The sequence below is a fragment of the Actinoallomurus vinaceus genome, assembly GCF_039542055.1.
GTDB classification, from domain to species: Bacteria; Actinomycetota; Actinomycetes; order Streptosporangiales; family Streptosporangiaceae; genus Actinoallomurus; species Actinoallomurus vinaceus.
On the sequence record NZ_BAABHK010000019.1, the window covers coordinates 204,978 to 223,101 of the forward strand.

At 70.5% G+C, this 18,124-nt stretch carries 22 protein-coding genes; 7 read left to right on the forward strand and 15 right to left on the reverse strand.

Annotated features, from left to right (window positions below):
- The first annotated feature begins 19 nt into the window (after nucleotides 1–19).
- Entirely contained in the window at nucleotides 20–586 is a 567-nt protein-coding gene (locus ABEA24_RS44940; RefSeq protein ID WP_345440442.1) for a YciI family protein, read from the forward strand.
- 345 nt (nucleotides 587–931) lie between these two features.
- Here ABEA24_RS44940 and ABEA24_RS44945 read toward each other — a convergent pair whose 3' ends face one another.
- Together ABEA24_RS44945 and ABEA24_RS44950 are read right to left on the reverse strand one after the other, a co-directional pair.
- Nucleotides 932–1,141, reverse strand: coding sequence for a hypothetical protein (locus ABEA24_RS44945; protein ID WP_345440445.1), 210 nt, complete (start codon nucleotides 1,139–1,141; stop codon nucleotides 932–934).
- Nucleotides 1,138–1,521: an ATP-binding protein gene (locus ABEA24_RS44950; protein ID WP_345440448.1), complete on the reverse strand. Its 384-nt coding sequence runs from the start codon at nucleotides 1,519–1,521 to the stop codon at nucleotides 1,138–1,140. The genes ABEA24_RS44945 and ABEA24_RS44950 overlap by 4 nt, the downstream gene beginning before the upstream one ends.
- Nucleotides 1,522–1,648: 127 nt before the next feature.
- Here ABEA24_RS44950 and ABEA24_RS44955 point away from each other — a divergent pair, with 127 nt between their 5' ends.
- Genes ABEA24_RS44955 through ABEA24_RS53865 form a run of 3 tightly spaced genes read left to right on the forward strand, consistent with a single transcriptional unit; the run spans nucleotide 1,649 to nucleotide 2,707 of the window.
- Nucleotides 1,649–2,473, forward strand: coding sequence for a helix-turn-helix domain-containing protein (locus ABEA24_RS44955; RefSeq protein WP_345440451.1), 825 nt, complete (start codon nucleotides 1,649–1,651; stop codon nucleotides 2,471–2,473).
- A gap of 5 nt (nucleotides 2,474–2,478) precedes the next feature.
- Nucleotides 2,479–2,586 carry a DUF397 domain-containing protein gene (locus ABEA24_RS53860; RefSeq protein ID WP_425551311.1) on the forward strand — a complete coding sequence of 36 codons (108 nt, stop codon included), beginning with the start codon at nucleotides 2,479–2,481 and terminating at the stop codon, nucleotides 2,584–2,586.
- Between the two features lie 13 nt (nucleotides 2,587–2,599).
- Entirely contained in the window at nucleotides 2,600–2,707 is a 108-nt protein-coding gene (locus ABEA24_RS53865) for a DUF397 domain-containing protein (protein WP_425551309.1), read from the forward strand.
- 33 nt (nucleotides 2,708–2,740) lie between these two features.
- Here the strand turns inward: ABEA24_RS53865 and ABEA24_RS44960 are convergent, their stop codons facing one another.
- Both ABEA24_RS44960 and ABEA24_RS44965 read right to left on the reverse strand, forming a co-directional pair.
- Nucleotides 2,741–4,114 (reverse strand): aldehyde dehydrogenase family protein, encoded by a 1,374-nt coding sequence (locus ABEA24_RS44960; protein ID WP_345440454.1) that lies wholly within the window; start codon nucleotides 4,112–4,114, stop codon nucleotides 2,741–2,743.
- Complete coding sequence (locus ABEA24_RS44965) at nucleotides 4,114–5,205, reverse strand: AMP-binding protein (RefSeq protein WP_345440457.1); 1,092 nt, start codon at nucleotides 5,203–5,205, stop codon at nucleotides 4,114–4,116. Before ABEA24_RS44965 ends, ABEA24_RS44960 begins: the two co-directional genes overlap by 1 nt.
- Before the next feature lie 123 nt (nucleotides 5,206–5,328).
- Here ABEA24_RS44965 and ABEA24_RS44970 point away from each other — a divergent pair, with 123 nt between their 5' ends.
- Nucleotides 5,329–5,934, forward strand: coding sequence for a TetR/AcrR family transcriptional regulator (locus ABEA24_RS44970; protein ID WP_345440460.1), 606 nt, complete (start codon nucleotides 5,329–5,331; stop codon nucleotides 5,932–5,934).
- Nucleotides 5,935–5,971: 37 nt separating this feature from the next.
- On the opposite strand, the gene ABEA24_RS44975 is transcribed toward ABEA24_RS44970, so the two are convergent.
- From ABEA24_RS44975 to ABEA24_RS45005, 7 genes are all read right to left on the reverse strand, one after another.
- Nucleotides 5,972–7,165, reverse strand: a complete 1,194-nt coding sequence (locus tag ABEA24_RS44975; RefSeq protein ID WP_345440463.1) for an ABC transporter permease — start codon at nucleotides 7,163–7,165, stop codon at nucleotides 5,972–5,974.
- Nucleotides 7,166–7,232: 67 nt separating this feature from the next.
- The gene (locus ABEA24_RS44980; protein WP_425551312.1) at nucleotides 7,233–7,961 is read right to left on the reverse strand and encodes an ABC transporter ATP-binding protein; all 729 of its coding nucleotides are present in this window, start codon (nucleotides 7,959–7,961) and stop codon (nucleotides 7,233–7,235) included.
- A gap of 80 nt (nucleotides 7,962–8,041) precedes the next feature.
- Nucleotides 8,042–9,124 (reverse strand): efflux RND transporter periplasmic adaptor subunit, encoded by a 1,083-nt coding sequence (locus tag ABEA24_RS44985; protein WP_345440465.1) that lies wholly within the window; start codon nucleotides 9,122–9,124, stop codon nucleotides 8,042–8,044.
- A complete protein-coding gene (locus tag ABEA24_RS44990; RefSeq protein ID WP_345440467.1) occupies nucleotides 9,121–9,621 on the reverse strand; it encodes a hypothetical protein in 501 nt (166 codons plus the stop codon). The genes ABEA24_RS44985 and ABEA24_RS44990 overlap by 4 nt, the downstream gene beginning before the upstream one ends.
- A 115-nt stretch (nucleotides 9,622–9,736) precedes the next feature.
- Entirely contained in the window at nucleotides 9,737–10,612 is an 876-nt protein-coding gene (locus ABEA24_RS44995) for a hypothetical protein (protein WP_345440469.1), read from the reverse strand.
- The gene (locus ABEA24_RS45000) at nucleotides 10,609–11,166 is read right to left on the reverse strand and encodes an RNA polymerase sigma factor (protein ID WP_345440472.1); all 558 of its coding nucleotides are present in this window, start codon (nucleotides 11,164–11,166) and stop codon (nucleotides 10,609–10,611) included. Before ABEA24_RS45000 ends, ABEA24_RS44995 begins: the two co-directional genes overlap by 4 nt.
- Nucleotides 11,167–11,345: 179 nt before the next feature.
- The gene (locus tag ABEA24_RS45005; RefSeq protein WP_345440475.1) at nucleotides 11,346–12,302 is read right to left on the reverse strand and encodes an NAD-dependent epimerase/dehydratase family protein; all 957 of its coding nucleotides are present in this window, start codon (nucleotides 12,300–12,302) and stop codon (nucleotides 11,346–11,348) included.
- Between the two features lie 86 nt (nucleotides 12,303–12,388).
- On the opposite strand from ABEA24_RS45005, the gene ABEA24_RS45010 reads away from it, so the two are divergent.
- Complete coding sequence (locus ABEA24_RS45010) at nucleotides 12,389–12,838, forward strand: MarR family winged helix-turn-helix transcriptional regulator (protein ID WP_345440478.1); 450 nt, start codon at nucleotides 12,389–12,391, stop codon at nucleotides 12,836–12,838.
- Nucleotides 12,839–12,891: 53 nt separating this feature from the next.
- Here the strand turns inward: ABEA24_RS45010 and ABEA24_RS45015 are convergent, their stop codons facing one another.
- The 3 genes from ABEA24_RS45015 to ABEA24_RS45025 all read right to left on the reverse strand — a co-directional run bounded on the left by ABEA24_RS45015 (nucleotide 12,892) and on the right by ABEA24_RS45025 (nucleotide 15,399).
- On the reverse strand, nucleotides 12,892–13,389 hold the full coding sequence (locus ABEA24_RS45015) for a DUF3592 domain-containing protein (RefSeq protein WP_345440481.1): 498 nt from the start codon (nucleotides 13,387–13,389) through the stop codon (nucleotides 12,892–12,894).
- Between the two features lie 91 nt (nucleotides 13,390–13,480).
- Nucleotides 13,481–14,713 carry an acyltransferase family protein gene (locus ABEA24_RS45020; RefSeq protein ID WP_345440484.1) on the reverse strand — a complete coding sequence of 411 codons (1,233 nt, stop codon included), beginning with the start codon at nucleotides 14,711–14,713 and terminating at the stop codon, nucleotides 13,481–13,483.
- Entirely contained in the window at nucleotides 14,710–15,399 is a 690-nt protein-coding gene (locus ABEA24_RS45025) for a class I SAM-dependent methyltransferase (RefSeq protein WP_345440526.1), read from the reverse strand. Before ABEA24_RS45025 ends, ABEA24_RS45020 begins: the two co-directional genes overlap by 4 nt.
- Before the next feature lie 187 nt (nucleotides 15,400–15,586).
- Between ABEA24_RS45025 and pgfA the strand changes: the two genes are divergently transcribed.
- Nucleotides 15,587–16,624 (forward strand): cell envelope lipid trafficking protein PgfA, encoded by a 1,038-nt coding sequence (gene pgfA / locus ABEA24_RS45030; RefSeq protein WP_345440487.1) that lies wholly within the window; start codon nucleotides 15,587–15,589, stop codon nucleotides 16,622–16,624.
- Here pgfA and ABEA24_RS45035 read toward each other — a convergent pair whose 3' ends face one another.
- Nucleotides 16,625–17,989, reverse strand: coding sequence for a M1 family metallopeptidase (locus ABEA24_RS45035; RefSeq protein WP_345440490.1), 1,365 nt, complete (start codon nucleotides 17,987–17,989; stop codon nucleotides 16,625–16,627).
- Nucleotides 17,990–18,124 lie beyond the last annotated feature (135 nt).

The window sequence follows — 18,124 nt, forward strand, 5'->3', positions numbered from 1 at the left end:
AAGACGGGGAACCCGTGGGGTGGTGCAGACTCTGGGCATGGAGTTCTTCTGCTACCACCGCGATCGGCCGGGCTCCGGGGCGCTGCGCTACGAGCTGCTGGAAGAGCACTGGTCCTACATGGACCGGTACGAGAAGGAGCTGATCGCTCGCGGCCCGACCTTTTCCCGTGACGACGAGATGCCCACCGGCAGCGTGCACATCGTCGACCTGCCGGATCCCACCGCCGCCCGCGCGTTCGCCTTCGACGAGCCCAACTACCAGGCCGGCGTGTACCGGGACGTGCTGCTGCGCCGGTGGCGCAACCTGCTGGGGCGCACGATGTGGGACTTCCCCGGTGGCCGGACCGGAGACGACCGGTACCTGGTGCTCGGCCTCGGCTCGGGCGAGGCCGCCGACCTCACCGTGCCGTCCGACCAGGACGAGCTGGTCGCGTACGGGCCGCTGCTGTCGGACGACGGTTCCACCTGGGTGGGTACGGCGGCGCTGGTCCGAGCGCCAAACCCGGACACGGCACGCGCCGTCCTGACCGCCGACCGGTACGCCGACATCGAGGTCCACGCCTGGGAGTTCGGCGGCCGGCGGTAGTGACGGCTTCGACGAAGTCCGCGTGACCACTGCGGGCGGTTCGCGGCCCGCAGTGCCGGGGGCCCTGTGGCAGCGGCATCCCGACGGCTCCTGGCGGCTGGCGAGACCGGGTCGTCCATTGTGCGTCGTGCGAGATCGAAAGTGGGCACACCCCAGCCATGGGTAAGCCGCGCCGAGCCTCCCGACATGGGGTCGACCTCGACGCCGTACATGGGCTACCCGAAGGGCGAGAGTGTTTATCTGAGGGTGTCCGCTGAGACGATAAAATTCTCTGCTGAGTAGACGGGCTGGAAAGTGACGGGGCCTGGCGGGAGCAAGAAATGTCTGTTCCGTTCGGGTAAATGTCTATGAGCGCTGGCGTGGATAGCTGCTTTCCATCAGGGCGATCCGGCGATACAGCTCTGTGGAATTCCCAGCGGTGATCCATACGCCCGGCCGGCCGAGCATGTAGCCGTGCGCCACATAGCGGCGCGTGTAGGCGCCGAAGAGGATCAGCCAGTCCGGATGTGCGCGCCGGAGGCCATGCAGCGCCGCCTCGATGTCCTCGGCCTTCATGAGGCGACCCGGGCCCAGACGACTTTCTGCCTGTTCTCTCGGCGGACGCCCCAGCCGGCTGCGAGCGCGTCGACGATCAGCAGGCCGCGTCCGCCCTCCGCGTCGGAGTCCCCGAACGCGTCCTTGATCTGGGGTTCGTTCGGCGATGAGTCCACGACTTCGATCAGCAGGGCACCGTCTTCGGGGATCAGCCGGACGGCGAAGTCCTGACCGAGCCGGGCGGCGTTGGCGACCAGTTCGCCCGTGACGGTGCTCGCGTCGTCCAGCAGTTCCGTCAGGCCCCATTCCTTCAGCCGGTCCTTGAGCACGAGGCGGGCGCAGGGGGCCGCCGCCGCGTTCGGGCTCAGCGAAATTTCATACGGAAGACGCGATTCGATCACGAGACCTCCTCCGAGGTCGACTATTTCTCCTATCCCTCGCAGGTCGCTGAAGGGATCGGTTTCTCAGCGTGTCTTGTTGCGGTTACCGTCGATACGGTTTCATCCCTACAGATCCCAACGCTCGAACGTGGAGGTCAAGCCGATGGGGCGCGAACGGGAGATCGATCCGCGGGTATCGGCGATCGCGCAGTACGGATATCGTCTCCGGCATTACCGGAAAAAGGCCAATCTGTCCCAAGATGCATTAGGAGCGCGATTCGGCGTGACCGGCCAGATGATCGGTCACATCGAGACCGCCAAGCGCCCGACCACCCCGGAGATGTCCAAGGGCTTCGACGATCTCTTCGGCCTCGACGCGTACTTCGAGGAGCTCTGGTGGCACGTCCGCCGCGAACAGACCCCCAGCTGGTTCCGCGACTACGTCGCCGCCGAGGCCCGCGCCGCATCCATCCGCCTCTTCGATCCGCTGCTGATCCCCGGTCTGCTCCAGACCGAGGCCTACGCAAGGGAGGTGCTGCGCGCGGGCCAGCCGGACGACAAGCTGGAACAACTCGTCGCGGCGCGATTGGCCCGGCAGGAAATCCTCGAAAGGGAAGAGCCGCCGTGGCTGGTCTTCGTCATCTCCGAGTTCGCGCTGCGACGCGTCGTGGGTGACCCCGACGTCATGCGCGAGCAGTACGCCCGGCTGCTTGAGCTGGCGGAGCGGCCGAACATAACCATCCACGTCCTACCGGACACCGCACCCGTCTACCCGTCTGGAGCGCTCACCCTCTTCAGCTTCAACGAGGTTCCCGACCTGGGGTACGCCGAGGCCGTTAGAGGCCACGGCGTGCTGATAGAGCACCGCAAATCGATCGAGGGACTTAAAGTGGAGTTCGACCTGATCAGATCCGCCGCCCTGTCTGCGGCGGCGTCGGCTGATCTGATCCGATCCCTGATGGAAGGGACGTGACGTCCATGGACTCCCTCTCCCTGGACTGGCGGAAGAGTACTCGGAGCGGTCACGACGGTGGGCAGTGTGTCGAGGTCGCGGTCCTCGGCCACGACAACCGGTCCGATGCATAACCAGGAGTCTCCGATGAGCTCGGTCCTGGTGGATTGGCGTCGAAGCAGCCGCAGCGGTCAGGAGGGCGGGGAATGCGTCGAGGTCGCCCTGCTTGGTCGTGATGACCGGCTCGGTGTCTGACCGAGCCGGTCGCCATGAGACCGGTCGGCGCGGTCAGTCACGGATCACGGCCTTGGTGCGCATCAGGAACTCACCCAGGTAGGCGTCGTGCGGCACGCCCGGTGCCATCCAGTACGTCGGGTGGTCACCGATGTACAGGTTCTTGATCGTGGGGTCGGCGAGCAGGTCGTCCAGCAGGCGCTCGTCCTTGGTCACGGCGGTGAGGACGAGGGTGTCCTTGAACACCGCGGTCCCGGCCTCCCGCGTCCACGGCGCCACCCACACGCACGGGAACGCCAACTCGACGCCGGCCTGCTCGGCGAACGGGTCGTCGAGCTGGTGCACGGCCGGCCGGAGCACGGCGCTGCCGTCGGCGAGTTCGTCGACCACGCCGTCGCCGCCGAGGTGAGCCGTGGTGCCCGCGGCCTTGGCCAGGAGGTAGCCCTCGATCTTCTTGGCGGCCTCCAGCGAGTAGGCGGTGAGGACGGCCTTGTCGTCTTCCGGCGGCAGGCTTGGGATCGCCGAGAGCCGCTCGGCGATCGCCTCGGCGACCGGGGTCGGGTCGCCCTCGACGAAGACGGCCGTGGTGTTCACGCAGGCCGTACCGCCCTGGTGGCTGATCGAGTCGACGATCATGTCGATGTGGTCACGCCAATCGGAGTCGGCGGTGACCAGGATCTTCGACCGGCCGGGACCGTTCGGCAGGACCGTCGGGTCCGCGGCGTACTTGTCGATCACTTCCTGCCCGCCGTACACCATGCTCAGGTCGGCCTGGCGCAGGATCTCGTCCGCGGCGGCGTAGTCGGTCGGCAACAGCACGATCTGGTCGTCGCCGAACCCGGACGCGCGCAGCGCGGAGATCAACCGGTACGGGGTGAGGGGCTCGCGCCGGGAGGGCCGCACGGCCACCCGGTAGCCGAGCGCGATGGCCTCCAGCCAGAGGCTGTGCACGCCGGGGTGGTTGCCCGCCGCATGGACCGCGAAGACGTCTCCGCGCCGGATCCAGGTCGCGGTGCCCCGCCGGGCGTTCGGATCACGCCAGTCGTTCACCGCGCCGACCGGCCGTGCCTGCTGGGCGCTCCGGTACGCGTCGGCGGCGCTACGGGCGATGGCCTGCACCGCCTCCCGGACGATCGGCAGCGGCGTGCCGGACATCCGGCTGACCGTGTACTGGTAGTCGGCGGCGGACATGCCGTCGACCACGCCGGTGGCGAACAGCTCGCCCGCCTTGGCGAGCGCGGCCAGGCGCTCCTCCAGGGGAAGAGTGTCGGCCTTGCGCAGCGCGGACATCGCACGGCTGACGAACAGCTTGGGGACGAGGCTGAGCTCGACCAGCGGATCGCCGGCCACGTCGGAGACGGTCAGCCTGTTGCGCGCCCGATACGGCCCGTTGGGTCCCAGCGCGTCGATGTAGATGGGATTGGTCATCAGTACACCCCCTCGATGACGGCCTCGTCGTCGAAGCGGGCGACGGGGGACACGTCGGCCACCGAGTCGCCGGCCTGGTCGGCCTGCGGTTCGACCCGGGTGGCAAGGTCTCGTTCCAGGTTGTTGGGCAGCAGCATGTTCTTGCTGACGTGGTTCATCACGACCTGGCCGCGCTCGCCGTACTTGACCGTACGGCCGGTGTCGGGGTCGACGACGCGGAACGTGATGAAAGGCGCGGGCGGGTCGAAGATGCACGGATCGTCGTCCGTGAGGTCGACGCGCTCATTCGTGCCGCCGAGGATCATCGTGCTTCCGTAGCCGCCGCGGAGCCTGACTCCGGGGAAGACCTCGGTGCGGTACAGGTAGCGGGTGTCGGCGTCCATGTGCGCCCCGCCCCAGAGGATGCCCCCGACCTTCGCGTTGATCAGGTCGACGAGGTCGTCGTGGCGGGCGATCCGCTCCAGCAGCGGCGGCGTCGTCATGATGACGCCGACGTCCTGGGTCCGCAGCACGAACGCGGCCTGCTCGACGAGGTGCTCGGCGTAGGCGTCGGCCTCCTCCGCCTTGCCGGCGGCGATGAGCTTCTTCACCCAGCGCGGATCCATGTCCACCGAGTACCTGATGCCGCCGCGGTCGGCCGCCTGCTTGGTCGCCAGTTCCCCGGCGATGTGCGGCCCGCTCGGCATGACGGCGAGCCAGTTGGCGTTCGTCGGGAACCCGGCGGCGTCCAGGCCGGCGTTCATCCACGCCATGATCCGGTCCCACCAGTCCCGCAGGACGACCACGCGCTTCGGGGCGCCGGTGGTGCCGCCGCTCTCGTACACGCCGACGACGTCGGGGTTCGGGCCGTAGCCCCGTGGGATGAGGTCCTCCACGCGGACATCGCGCAGCTCGTTGATGATGTTGGGGAAGAGCGCCAGGTCCTCGATGCTCTTGACGTCCGCGCGCGGGTCGAAGTCCAGCGTCTTCGCCCTCTGCAGCCAGTACGCCGAACCCGTCTCGGGGCTGAAATGCCACTCCATCGCGGCGCGGACGAACTCGTCAGAGTCCGGTCGCGCGCCGATTGGAAGATCCAGGATGTTGTCGATCATGTTGCTCCACCTCCCAGGCCGACACGGTCGGCCAAGCGGTCTCGTGGGCGTTCCTTCATCAACTTGTATTACAATACTGTCACGTAAATTATTCCCGATCATCGCAGGTCAGGCAGGTTTCCAGTGGGAGCAGAGGCTTCGAAGAAGCAGCGGGGGCGGCCGCGGGACCCGCTGGTCGAACAGACGATCCTGAGCGCGGCCCGCCGTCGGCTCGCGGTCGACGGCTACTCCCGAATGACCATCGGCACCGTCGCCGCCGATGCCGGCGTCAGCCGGCCCACCGTCTACCGGCGCTGGCAGAGCAAGCACGACCTCGTCGTCGACGCCCTCGACCAGTCGTTCCGCGCAGAACAGGAGGCGGTCCCGCCCGTCGACCTCGACGTACTGACGGCGCGAGAGGCGGTGACCGCGGCGGTACGCCGCCTCGACCTCCGCGCGCCGGACGAGACGAAAATCATGCTCCTCGGCCACGCGCTGGCAGAGATCAAACACAATCCGGAACTGCTGGAGATCGTGCGCGAGCATGCGGTGCGGCCCCGGCGCCGCCTGCTGCTCGACACGCTCCGTGCCCTCCAACAGCGCGGCGAACTCCGCCTTGACCTTGATCTGGAGGCCATCGCCGACATGTGCGTCGGCAGCTACTACTCCGCGTTCATCCGTGGCGCGCAGGACTACGACCTCGCGACCCGCGTCGTCGACACCCTGTGGCCCGCCATCACGGCCCGGTGATCCCATCGCCGCGGCTGAGCATCGCAGGGCCTGACGATCACTCGGTCGTGAGGGCTACGGTCGGCGGAAGCCGGGCGGCTCGGACGGCGGGGTAGAGGCCCGCGAGCATGCCGACGGCCAGGGTCGCGGCGAAGGCGCCGCCTGGGGCCCAAACCGGCACGGTCGGCGGCCAGCCCTGCCAGGTCGCGTAGCCGATCGTGACGGCCGTGCCGATGACGAGGCCGGCCGTGCCGCCGAGGGCCGACAGGATCAGCGACTCGGCGAGGAACTGCGTGCGGATCTGGGCACGGGTCGCGCCCAGGGAACGCCGCAGGCCGATCTCGCCCCGGCGCTCCAGGACCGAGATGACCATCGTGTTGGCGACGCCCACGCCGCCGACCAGCAACGCCACCGCGCCCAGGCCGAGCAGCAGCGTCGTGAACGTCCCGGCCGCGGCCGCGCGGGCGGCGAGCGCGTCCGAGGGGCGCGACACTGCGACCTCCTCCGGATTCTCCGGGTTCACCGTGCGCGGGAGCACGTCCCGTACGGCGTCGACCGAGCTGTCGGGGGAGCGTTCGTAGATCGTGGTCGGGTTGCCGTCGAAGCCCAGGTACGTACGGCCCGCCGCGAAGCCGACCAGCGCGGCGCGGTCGATCTCGGGAGCCAGGGGGAGCGGCTCGAGGATGCCGATGACGGTGAACCAGCGGTTCTCGATCCAGACGGGCATGCCGACGCGGTCGACGCCGAGCCGTTCGGCGGACACCGCGCCGAGGACGACGGCCGGGTAGCGGGCGGTCGCGTCGTTGAGCCACGTTCCGGTGCGGACGCGTCCGCCGAGCGTACGGAGCAGGTCCAGGGTGGTCGCCTCGACCGTGATGCCGCCGGTCTGTTCGCGGGGGATGCGGTCGGTGCGGCGGACGGACGCGGACAGGTCGCCGGTCGAGCTGACCGTCGTGACAGGGCCGATCCGGCCGACCATCGCCGCGGCGCCGGCGGGGAGCGTCGCCGTGCCGCCGCCGATCGTCTCACCGGCCTTGACGCGCAGCAGGTTGGTGCCGAGCCGGTCGAGCTGCCGCAGCAACCGCTCCTGACCGGACGCGGAGATGCCGATCACCGCGACCATGGTGGCGATGCCGATCGCGATGCCGAGGGCCGACAGCGCCACGCGGGCGGGCCGGGAGCGCAGCCCTGACGCGCCGGTGCGCGCGACGTCGCGGGGGCCGAGCCGGGCGGGGGCGAGAGGTGCCGTCAACGTGGTTCGTCCTTCGTTAGCGTGGCGACGCTGTGGTGCTCCGCGCCGGACGGGGTGAGCGGTGTCGTCAACGTGGTTCGTCCTTCGTCAGCGCGGCGACGCGGCGATGCCCGGCGCCGGTCCCGTCGTCGGCGGTGACGCGGCCGTCGCGCATCCGTACGCGGCGCGGGCACCACTCGGCGATCTCGGAGTCGTGGGTGATGAGGACGACCGTCGTCCCCCGTACGTGCAGGTCGCGGAGCACGGCCAGGACCTCCGACCCCGAGGCCGAGTCGAGGCTGCCGGTGGGCTCGTCGGCCAGCAGCAGCGGAGGGTCGCCCGCCACCGCACGGGCGATCGCGACCCGCTGCTGTTCACCGCCGGACAGCTGGTGCGGGCGGTGGTCCAGGCGGTGGCCGAGGCCGACGCGTTCCAGGGCGGTGCGGGCGCGTTCGCGGCGGGCTCGTGGGGCCATGCCCGTGTACAGCAGACCGTCGGCGACGTTGTCGAGGGCGGACGTACCGGCGGCGAGGTGGAACCGCTGGAAGACGAAGCCGAGGTACGCGGCGCGCAGCGCCGACAGCCGCCGGTCGGCCCGGCGCCCCGATCCGGACGCCGACACGTCGTGTCCGGCGACGCGTACGGTGCCCGACGACGGCCGGTCGAGCGTGCCGATCAGGTGGAGCAGCGTCGACTTGCCCGAGCCGGACGGGCCGACGATGGCGAGCAGTTCGCCGGGCTCGACGGCCAGGTCGACCCCGCGCAGGGCCTCCACCTGGCCGTGGCGTTTGATCACGCCCTCCACCTCGACGACCAGGTCGACCCCGCGAAGGGCTTCGACCCGACCGTGGCGTTCGGTCACGCCCTCGACCTCGATGATGCGCGGGTGAGGCGACGTCACTGGGCGGGCACCCCGACCTTCATGCCGGGCGTCAGGCCCGTCCCGGAGATCTCCACCCGGCCGCCGCCGTACATGCCGGTCGTCACGGCGACGATCCGCCGCGCCCCGCCCGGGTCGAGGACCTCGACGCCGAACCCGCCCTCGCGCAGCGCCAGCAGGGCCTCGACCGGCACGCTGAGCACGTCGCGGCGGCGCCGGCTCTCCATCGTCACCGTCACCGGCGCCTGGTCCAGGGTGCCCGACCGCTTCCCGCCGCTCAGTGTGATCTCGACGTCGATGGTCGCCGCCGGGCTCTGACCCGACGAGGGGGTGTCGCCCTGGGTGTTCTTCTTGTGGGCGACGGTCCCCACCGAGGTGATGCGTCCGGTCGCGGTCGCGCCGCCGGGGAGCCGCACGGAGACGGTACGGCCCTTCTGTGCCGTCTGCTGCTCGTCGGCGTCCAGGTCGACGTGGACGACGTGGTGAGTGCCGGTGACGGACAGGACCTGCCGCCCGGGGCCGATCCGGTCGCCGACCGCCGCCTTCGCCTCGACGACCCGGACGTCGGACGGCAGGAACACGACCTGCGCGGCGTCGACCGACCCGGTCTGCTTCAGGCCGTGGTCCTTCTGCCAGCGGCGTACGGCATGTGCGGTCGCGGCGGAGAACGTCCGGTCCACGGTGAGCCCGTCGCCGTACCCGAGGTCCTGGAGGGCGTTCTCCAACTGCCGTACGTCGGGGCCGGACGTGACGCCCGGCCCGAGTGCCCGGTAGAGGGGCACGGTGCCGTGCATCAGCACCACGGGCCGGCGGTCGACCGCGTAGAGGGCGCCGCCCTGCCCGACCACTCGGCCGGGGGAGGGGAGCGACGTGACCGTGCCGGTGGTCTGCGCGGCGATCCGGCGCTCGGCCGCGTACGTCAGCGTGCCGTCCACGGTGATCGTGTCGATCAGGTCGCCGCGCCTGACGTCGGAGGCCGACAGGGCCGTCCGGCCAGGGGCCGGACGGCCTTTCTCTCCGGAGCCGAAGAGGAGGGCGCCGCCGGCCACCCCTGTCACCACGAGCGCCACGGCGCCGATGACGAGCGGGGCGCGTCTCATCCGCCCGTGCCCTTCGTCATGGCCTTTCCGCATTCCTTCATCGCCGCCTCCATCCGGGCCTTGTTCTTCACGCCGCTCAGATCCGGCGGCGGTCCGCCGAGCGAGCCGGGTGCGGGATCGGGCCAGTCGAAGCCGCGGGCGCGCATGCACCGGGCGAGCTTCAGGAACCGGTCCCGGGTCTGTGGGTCGTTCGGGTCGACGATGTAGCTGCGCATCGCCTTCTGCCACTGGGCGCAGGCGTCCATCGCGTGCTGCGGGATCGCGATGCCGCCGGAGGGGATCTTCTTCGGGTCGTCGGGGTAGTCGGGGACGCCGTTCTGCCGCAGGCAGCGCGCGTACATCAGACGGGCCTGCTCGGGCGAGAGGGACGCCGACGCCCGCGCGCGGGCGGAGGCCTTCCCGCCTCCCGCGCTGGCGACGCCGTCGCCGGACCGGCCGCCGCCACACGCCGCGACCAGCACGAGCGGCAGGACGAGCAGGGACGATGTGCGTTTCATGGACACTCCTTAAGAGGGCATGCGGAAGTACCCGCCGGGACCGGCGAGAGGTCGAGGTCTCAGGGGTGGGCGATCGGGCCCGATGGAACGGGCGCGATCGACAGGTGTTCGCGGGTCAGTGCCGCGCCGGGCAGTCCTTGGAGAACGGCCACGGGTGGGGGTTACGGCCGGGAGCGGCGACCAGGAGCGCCTTCCCTGGTTCGGTCAGCCAGCCTTCGTGGACGTGCCAGGAGGCGGGCACATCGGAGCGGGGGCCCTTCAGCGGCACCGCGAAGACCCCGATCACGACGCCTCGCCGGCTCAGCATCGACCGCACCTCGCCGACGGTCCGGTTGACGAAGGCCTCGCACTGCAGCGGCTCGCCGAGGTTGTTGAGCTGGCCGAACGCCAGGAACCGTTCGCGGGGCCGCCCCTTCCGGCCGAGCATGACACTCGCCTTGCCGCGATACCCCACCGGGATCTTCAACCCGATCGCGCAGCTCCAGGAGTCCTCGCAGCCTCCCGGGCGGGTGATGGGCGAGATCAGGTCCTTCCGGCGCGCGATCTCCTCATTGGTCAGGCCGTTGTACCTCTGGTCGAAGGGCGGCATGACGGATCCGACGAGACCCGGCGACACCGGTTTCACGGTGAGGGAGACGTTGAGGCCGCGGTCACGGAGCTCCTTGGCGTACCGGGCCGGATCGGCGAAGAGCTGTTTGACGGTGATGACGTAGTAACCGTCTTCTCGTCTGATGTCGAGGGCGTTCGCGGCATGGGGACCGAGCACCCCGGGCAGCAGCCAGCTGACCGCCACGGCACAGGCCGCGAACGCGGCGATGAGCGGCACGGCGAACCGGCGCCGCAGCAGGCGAGAACGCGTACGAACGACGGAGCCGGCCGTGTACGGGGCATCGGTTGTGATCTCCCGCAGCAGTTCGCGTGCTCCAGTGGTCATTCCGGGGCCGGGGTCGGGGGCGATCCGGGCGACCAGGTGGTCGATGTCGCGCTTCATCGGCGCTCCTCCACGAGTGCGGTGGCCCGCGAGCCGTACCGGGTGACGTCGAGCCCGGCTGAGTCGAGTTCCTTGGCGAGGCGCTTGCGAGCGCGGTGCAGCTGGACGCGTACGGCACCGCGCGACCGGCCCAGGACCCTGGCGGCCTCGGCCGGGGTGAGGCCCTCCCAGCCGACCAGCGAGAGCAGCTCCCGGTCGTCGTCGCCGAGCCGCCGGAACGCCTCACGGACCGCGCCGACGTCCCGACCGGCGGCCGGGGCCTCCTCGGCCCACGCGCTCAGCTCCGCCCGCAGCCTCGTGGCGAGGGCGGTCCGCCGGGACTCCCCGCGACGGTGGTTGGCGAGCACCCGCCGCGCCACGCCGTACAGCCACAGCCGTGCCCCGTCGCCGTCCGGAATGTCGGCCACCCGGCGCCACGCGGTCGCGAACGTCTCGGCGATCGCGTCCGCCGCGTCGTCCGGGGAGTCGGTACGCCGGCGGACGTAGCTGAGCACGGCCGCGTAGTGCGCCATGTACACCGCCTCGAAGCGTTGCTCGGGGTCGGGTGGACCCATGCCGCCGTCCTTCCGCTGGGGGCTCGTCGACTCGGCAGATGTCCGGATATGGGGGACTGTTACACGGCCCGCCGACGTCTCCTACCCGGCGAGGAGAGGCAGGCCCGCCTCAGGACGTCTCACCTCGGTGTGAGTTTCCCGCTCCGCCGGCCGGGTCTTGTCGACCCGGCCGGCGGCGCCTACCGCTCGTGGCCCGCCCGCAGCCAGCCGGCGTAGTCGCGGACCGCGCGTTCGACGCCGTAGGCGGGCCGGAAGCCGGTGTCGTCCCGCAGCCGGGTGACGTCGAGGTACGGGTCGGCGGCGGGGGCCTCCTGGCCACGGCCCGCGGGCAGACCGGTCGGCGCGTCGGGGAGGACGGCCCGGATCGCGGCGACCACCTCGCCGTTGGTCGTCACCCGCCCTGACCCGACGTTGTACGTGCGGTGGTTCAGCCGCTCGGCGGTCTGCAGCAGGGCGATGGCCCGGCCACAGTCCTTCACGTACAGGTGGTCGCCTCCGTCACCGGCGTACGCGGGGCGCCGCGGCGGCGAGAAGTCCGGTGCCTCGCCCCGCACCGCGGCATGGACGAGGCGGGGAGCCGCGAGGAAGACCGACTCCGGTCGGCCGAGCGGGCCCCAGATCGCCGCGATGCGGAGACTGATCAGGTCCAGGCCGGACCGCTCGGCGACCGAGGCCGCCAGAAGCTCGGCGCTCTTCTTGAACGCGGGGATCGGGTGAGACGCCGTCATGGGAAGAGGCGCGTCCTCGCGGAACGGGATGTCGTCGACACCGACGTAGACGCCGATCGTGCTGGCGACGCAGACGCGCCGTACCCCCCAGGCCGAGGCGGCCCGCAGCGTGTTGAGCAGGCCTCGCAGGTTGACCTCGAACTCGTCGACCGGGTCGAGGGCCCCGATGGGAGCGCCGGCCAGATGCACGATCCCGGTGATCTCGTGACGCTTGCCGAGATCGAGGAACGCCTCCCGGTCGGTGACGTCGAGGTCCTCGACGACGACGCGTCCGCCGATCTCGTCGCTCAGGAACGCCGGGATCCGGGCCGTACGGCGCCGGGTGAGCACACAGGACTCGCCGAGGTCGAGCAGTGCGCGGGCGGTGTGGGAGCCGATGAAGCCGAGCCCGCCGGTGATGAGGATCATGGCCGTCCTTCACAGAAGTCATTAGCGTGCTAATGAGACCGTAGCGGGAAGGTCATTAGCATGCAATCGACCTCTAGGATCGTGTCGTGGACGAGTTCCTGACGCTGATCACACAGGCCCAGAAGCTGCTGCACGCCGCCTCCGACGAGGCGATGAGCCGCCACGGGGTCCGGATCGGCCAGAACCTCATCCTGGAGGTGCTCTGGGAGACCGACGGTCTGACCCCCGGCGAGATCGCCGCCCGCGCCCGCCTCCCGATCACGACGCCGACGATCGTCAACACCGCCACCCGCATGGAGGCCGCCGGCCTTCTCACCCGCCGCCGCGACCCGAACGACGGCCGCCTGGTCCGCCTCCACCTCACCGACCGCGCCCGCGCCGCCCAGCGCCCGATCCAGGAAGCGCGCCGCGACCTGGCGGAGCACGCCACCGCCACCCTCACCGACGAGGAGCGCCACCACCTCCGCACCGCCCTCACCAAAATCATCCAGCAACTCACCGCAGAACCGGCTGAATCGGACGGAGAAAGCGAGTGACAGCGTTCCATCCAGCGGCGGGTCGTGGCGCGGTGCCGGTCGGTGGGCCGACTTCACGACGTGGCGGCGTTCCGGCGGCTTGTCCGGCGGTCGAGAACATGCGCGATGGCACCCGCGGTGACGAACAGGGGGCACAAGGCGAGCACTACGCCCAGCACCATCTTTCCTGCCGCCCAGAAGTGGCGTGTCGTCAGCGACTCCGTGACGGCCACGTCGGGATCGGCGGGGTCGTACAGGATGTGGATCCGGGCGCCCACGCGGTGGTCGCCGTTGACGCCCACCACATGCTCGGTGCCGTCGGCGGCGGTGAACCTGACCTTCATCGGTTTGATGTCGGTGGCGATCGGCGCGTCCCCGCGTACCCGCTTGGAGACCACCGTGGCGACGGCGGTCCGCCCGTGTCGGTTCAAGGCCGAGGCGTCACCGTACGCCCGCGCCCCACGGTGTACGACACCGATGCCCTCCACGACAAGGACGACGGCGAACGCCACACCCAGCAGTCCCGCGGCGACCGTCGCCAGGCGCAGCGCCCACTTCGTCGACCGCCGCATTCCCGACTCCGCACGCAGGGGAGCGTGGTGTCCCGCACCATCGCTCAGGATGAGGGCCTGCCGCCGAGCCTAAGCCGTGCCCGTCAGGTGCTCAATGGCGTCGACGACCCATCGTCGTGAGGCGGAGGGCGGGGCGTTCGAGGCCGTAGAAGCTCAGGGTCGCGACGGCGAGCGTCAGGGCGGTGATGACCGGGAACTCGGTGAGGAAGTCGCCGGTGAAGGCGACGTGGCCGGTGGCCTTGTACCAGGTGACGGAGACCGCGACCTGCCAGAGGAAGACGCCGTAGGAGATGCGGCCCAGGAAGCGCATGACGCGGTTGCCGAGGATCCGGTCGATCGGGGTGTCGCCGTGTCCGGCGAGGGCGATGGGGGCGACGAAGAAGGCGGCGACCAGGCCGTACAGCAGGACGCGCAGCTCCGAGGTCCAGGTCGTGTCGAGGGTGGCCAGGTCGGAGGGGCCGGTGAGCGGGGAGGCGGCGACGCAGTAGAGCACGCCGGCGGTGGCCCAGCAGGTGCCCCATGACCGTGCGACCGTGCGGCAGAACCGGGCCGGTGCCGCCGAGCCCGTACGGGCCCAGACGGTCACCACGGACAGCGCCATGCCTATCGCGAACCAGGCGAAGTAGCGCGGCACCAGCACGCCCAGCTGGATCGACAGGTGCGGCGTGAACATGAAGATCGTGAAGACGAACGACACCGCCGCGTACGCCGCGATGCCGCGCAGCAGGCGCCGGGCCCGCCGGTCGGTCTCCGTCTCCTCGTCGCCGGGCGTTCCGCGGCGTGCGTACCGCCCGAGAAGGGCCGCGGTGACGGGGAGGAGGGCGTACCAGGTGGCCTCGACCGTGAGGCTCCACATCTGGCCGAGCCCCGACGGGCCGAGGTACGTGCCCCACCACGGGTGCGGGTCGTAGGTGTACGTGAGGGTCAGCAGCTTCAGCCAGGTCCACGGGTCGCGGACGTGGTCGGTCAGGATCGTGGCCATGACGAAGCCGACGACGAGCCAGTACGCGGGCAGGATCCGCACGGCGCGCCGCCACAGGTAGCGGCGCGTACGCGGCCGGCGATGTCCGTCGAGGAGCAGTTCCGCCGCCCACGGGCGGTACAGCAGCAGGCCGGACAGGGTGAAGAAGACCGGCACGCCGATCGCGCCGCCGGACAGCAGGTAGGCCGTCGCGTCGTGCTTGAACGTGTGGCCGGTGTCGGCGGCGACGTGGAAGACCAGCACGGCGAGCGCCGCGACGGCCCGGACGCCATAGAGGGCGTCCTGATGACCCGAGATCGCCGGGAGGCCGACTGTCCGCTCGGCGGCTCGCGTCGTGGTCATGGCGCCTTGCGGAGGACGAGCACCAGGTTCCAGGTGAGGACCTCGCGGACGCCGGGCATCCGGACGACCGGGGCGGCCCAGCCGGGGAGGTAGCGCGGCGTCGCCGCCTCGACGGTGACGCCGTCGCGGGCGTGCGCCCAGCGGAGGGCGGCGGCGACCGAGACGGGGTGGAGGCTGTGGCCGTACCGGTTCTTGGGCGGCCGGCCGTGCCGCCGCTCGTAGCGGCGGGCGGCCCGGTCCCCGCCGAGGTAGTGCCAGGGCGAGGTCTCGTGGCCGCCCCAGGGGGACAGCCAGTTGGTGAAGGCGAGGAAGACGACGCCGCCGGGGCGGACGACGCGGACCATCTCGTCGCCCATCCGCCACGGGTCTGGAACGTGTTCCAGGACGTTCGAGGAGAAGCACACGTCGACGGCGCCGGAGGCGAGCGGCAGGCTCAGCGCGGTGCCGAGGACGGAGCCGGGCGGTGGCGGGCCGTGCCGGGTCAGCTCACCGGCGTCGCACTCGATGCCGACGCACCGGGCGCCCGCGTCGCGCAGCGCGGCGGTGAAGAAGCCGGGGCCGCTGCCGATGTCCGCGACGACCCTGCCGTCGAGGGGCGTGTACCGGCTGAGCTGGGCGATCGTGTCGGCGGCGAGCAGCCGGTAGAACCCCTCCGGGTCGGACTGCTCCTCGCGGAACGCGCGCATGAGGCGTACCGAGCGGGCCAGCGTCGCACGGTGCGGAGCGGTCGGCGCGGTCGGCAAAGGGGACCTCCGGGAGGCAGAGGCCGCAATCCTACGCCCGGGTAACGTACTCATCACGGCAGAGCGGCATAACCACCCATCAATTGCGCGATCTTCTAGAATCCGGTCTCATTCGTGGCGGGAGGTCAAGGTGCGGCGGAACGTCGGATTGGTCCTGACCGGTGCCGGGGCGTTCTTCCTCGCCTTCGCCGCACTCCTGCGCTTCTACGTCGCGGACCAGGTCATCGCCGCCCCGGCGAACTTCTTCCAGCAGTCCACACTGGAGGCGACGAACGCGTCGTACCTGGACACCGCCACCCTGAAGGTCCGCAAGGGCGTGCACCTGCGGGCCGTCAACACGATCCGCGGTGACGTACGGGCGGCGAGCGGGAAGATCGCCGTCTGGGACTCCTTCACCTCGATCGAGGACCCGGCCACGAAGAAGAGCGTGGAGATCCAGCAGCAGCGCGCGGCGTTCGACCGCCGCACCGGCACGCTGTACAACGTCCGGGGCGCGTCGGTGGGCGGTGACACGAGCGTCCGGCAGTCGGGGGTCGGGCTGTTCTGGCCGATCGGCGTGAAGAAGCAGACCTACCAGTACTTCGACCTGTCGACGAAGCGCCCGTGGCCGGCGACGTTCGAGGGGGAGGAGCGGATCCACGGCGTCCGGGCGTACCGCTTCGTTCAGCGGATTCCCCCGACCGTGACCGAGTCCGTCAAGGGCGGGGTCCCCGCCGCCCTGCTCAAGGTGAAGAAACCGAAGCGGCTGCCGGGCTATGACAAGAAGACCGGGAACGTCGCCGCGGACCGCGTCTACGACGCGACCGTCACGCTCTGGGTGGATCCGCGCACCGGCGGCCAGGTGAGCCAGGAGCAGAGGATCCGGACGGTGCTGCGCACCAGGGACGGGGTGGACCGGCTCGTCGCCGGCGACCTCGACCTGAAGATGACCGACGCGAGCCAGAAGTCCCTCGTGCACGTCAACAAGAGCCAGGCGCTGAAGATCACGCTGCTGCGGATGGTCCTGCCCCTCGGCGGTGCTGCCCTCGGGCTGGTCCTGCTCGTCGTCGGGCTGGTGCTGGCGATCCCCGGTCGCCAGACGATCATCCCGCTGCCCGACGCGGCCGAGGACGACAAGACGAAGGCGGACGGCCTGAGTTCGGCCGCCCGCCCTCGTTCCGGCGGCTGATCAGCCGTCGATGCGGTGCTGCGTCCAGAAGGACGTCAGGTCGGTCGAGGTCGCGGCTTGGGCGGCCGCCTTGAACTCGGCCGTCGTCGACACGCCGTACCAGTGGGACTGCGCGTAGGAGCGCAGCAGGTTGGTCATCGCCGTCGTGCCGATCAGGCGGCGCAGGTCGTGGAGCGCGCACTTGCCGTACGTGTAGACGACCGTGCCGTAGCGGCTCGAGTGGGCGTCCCAGTACGCCATCGAGTTGCTGATCTTCTCGGCGGACGACGCCCAGGAGACGTTGTTCCAGCAGCCCGTGCCGCTGATGCCCTGGTAGACGTCGGTGGCGTAGTCGGCGAACGCCTCGTCCAGCCACGGGTTGTTGTACTCGTCGTCGCCGACGATGCCGTACCACCACTGGTGCGCCAGCTCGTGCGCGAGCGCCGTGGAGCTGACCAGGTCGAGGATGAAGCCCGGGTACTCCATGCCGCCGAACCAGAAGTTGTTGTCCAGGACGACGTCGACCTCACCGTACGGGTAGGCGCCGTACCGTGAACTGTGCGAGTCGATCGCCGACTCCGCCGTGCTCAGCATCGACTGCGCGGAGCTCGACCCGATGGAGCTGACCCGGTACACGTTGACCTTCACGCCACCCGGCGAGGTGCCGGAGATGACGCTGTACGGCCCGGCCCCCCAGGCGAAGTCGCGGACCTTCGTCGCGGTCGCCGTCGTGATCGTGCGGCCGGACGATCCGGGCGTGTCCACCGACGTGCCGGTCGCCGGGACGCTGATGGAGCTGGGGTGGTCGAGTGTGACCTTGAAGTCACTGGCGAGGCTGTAGAACGACTCGCCGTTGTTGGTGTAAGGGTCGAGGTGCCAGCCCGCGCCGTCCCGGATCGCCAGCACCGGCAGGGCGTTGCCGATGAAGTTGAACGACCCGTCGTGCCCGAACCGGTCCGCGCCGCTCGGGACGGCGATGCTCAGGTCGAACCCGACCGACCCGCTCTGCCCCTGGCTCAGTGGGCTCGGCAGCGTGACCTTCAGGGCCGTGCAGTTCACCTCGAGCGAGCCGGCGGTGCCGCCGGTGACGTTCGACACCGTGATCGGCGTCGTCGGGCAGCTGCCGTGGTAGTTGTCCCACAGCCGCAGGTACACCTCGGTGAGCGCGGTGGCCGAGGCGTTCGTGAAGCTCACGCTCTCGTGCCCGGTCCAGGTCGAACCGCTGCTGTTGCTGGTCAGGTTGACCGTGTACGACGGCGTCGCCGGCGTCCGTACGGTGTCCGCGGCCGCCCGTACCGTGGCGTGCGGGGTGGAGGCGTGAGCCGCCACCGCCGGGGTGAGCGCGGTCGCCGCCGAGGCGAGCACCGCGATCAAAGTCTTCTTCACTTGGGACTCCTGGTGATGAGAGGGGCCCCGCGCGTGAGAACGCGCGGGGCCCCGATGGATCACGGTCAGGATGCGTTGATGGCGACGTCGTCGAGCACGAAGCTGGTCTGCAGTGCCGAGTCCTCGGTGCCGCTG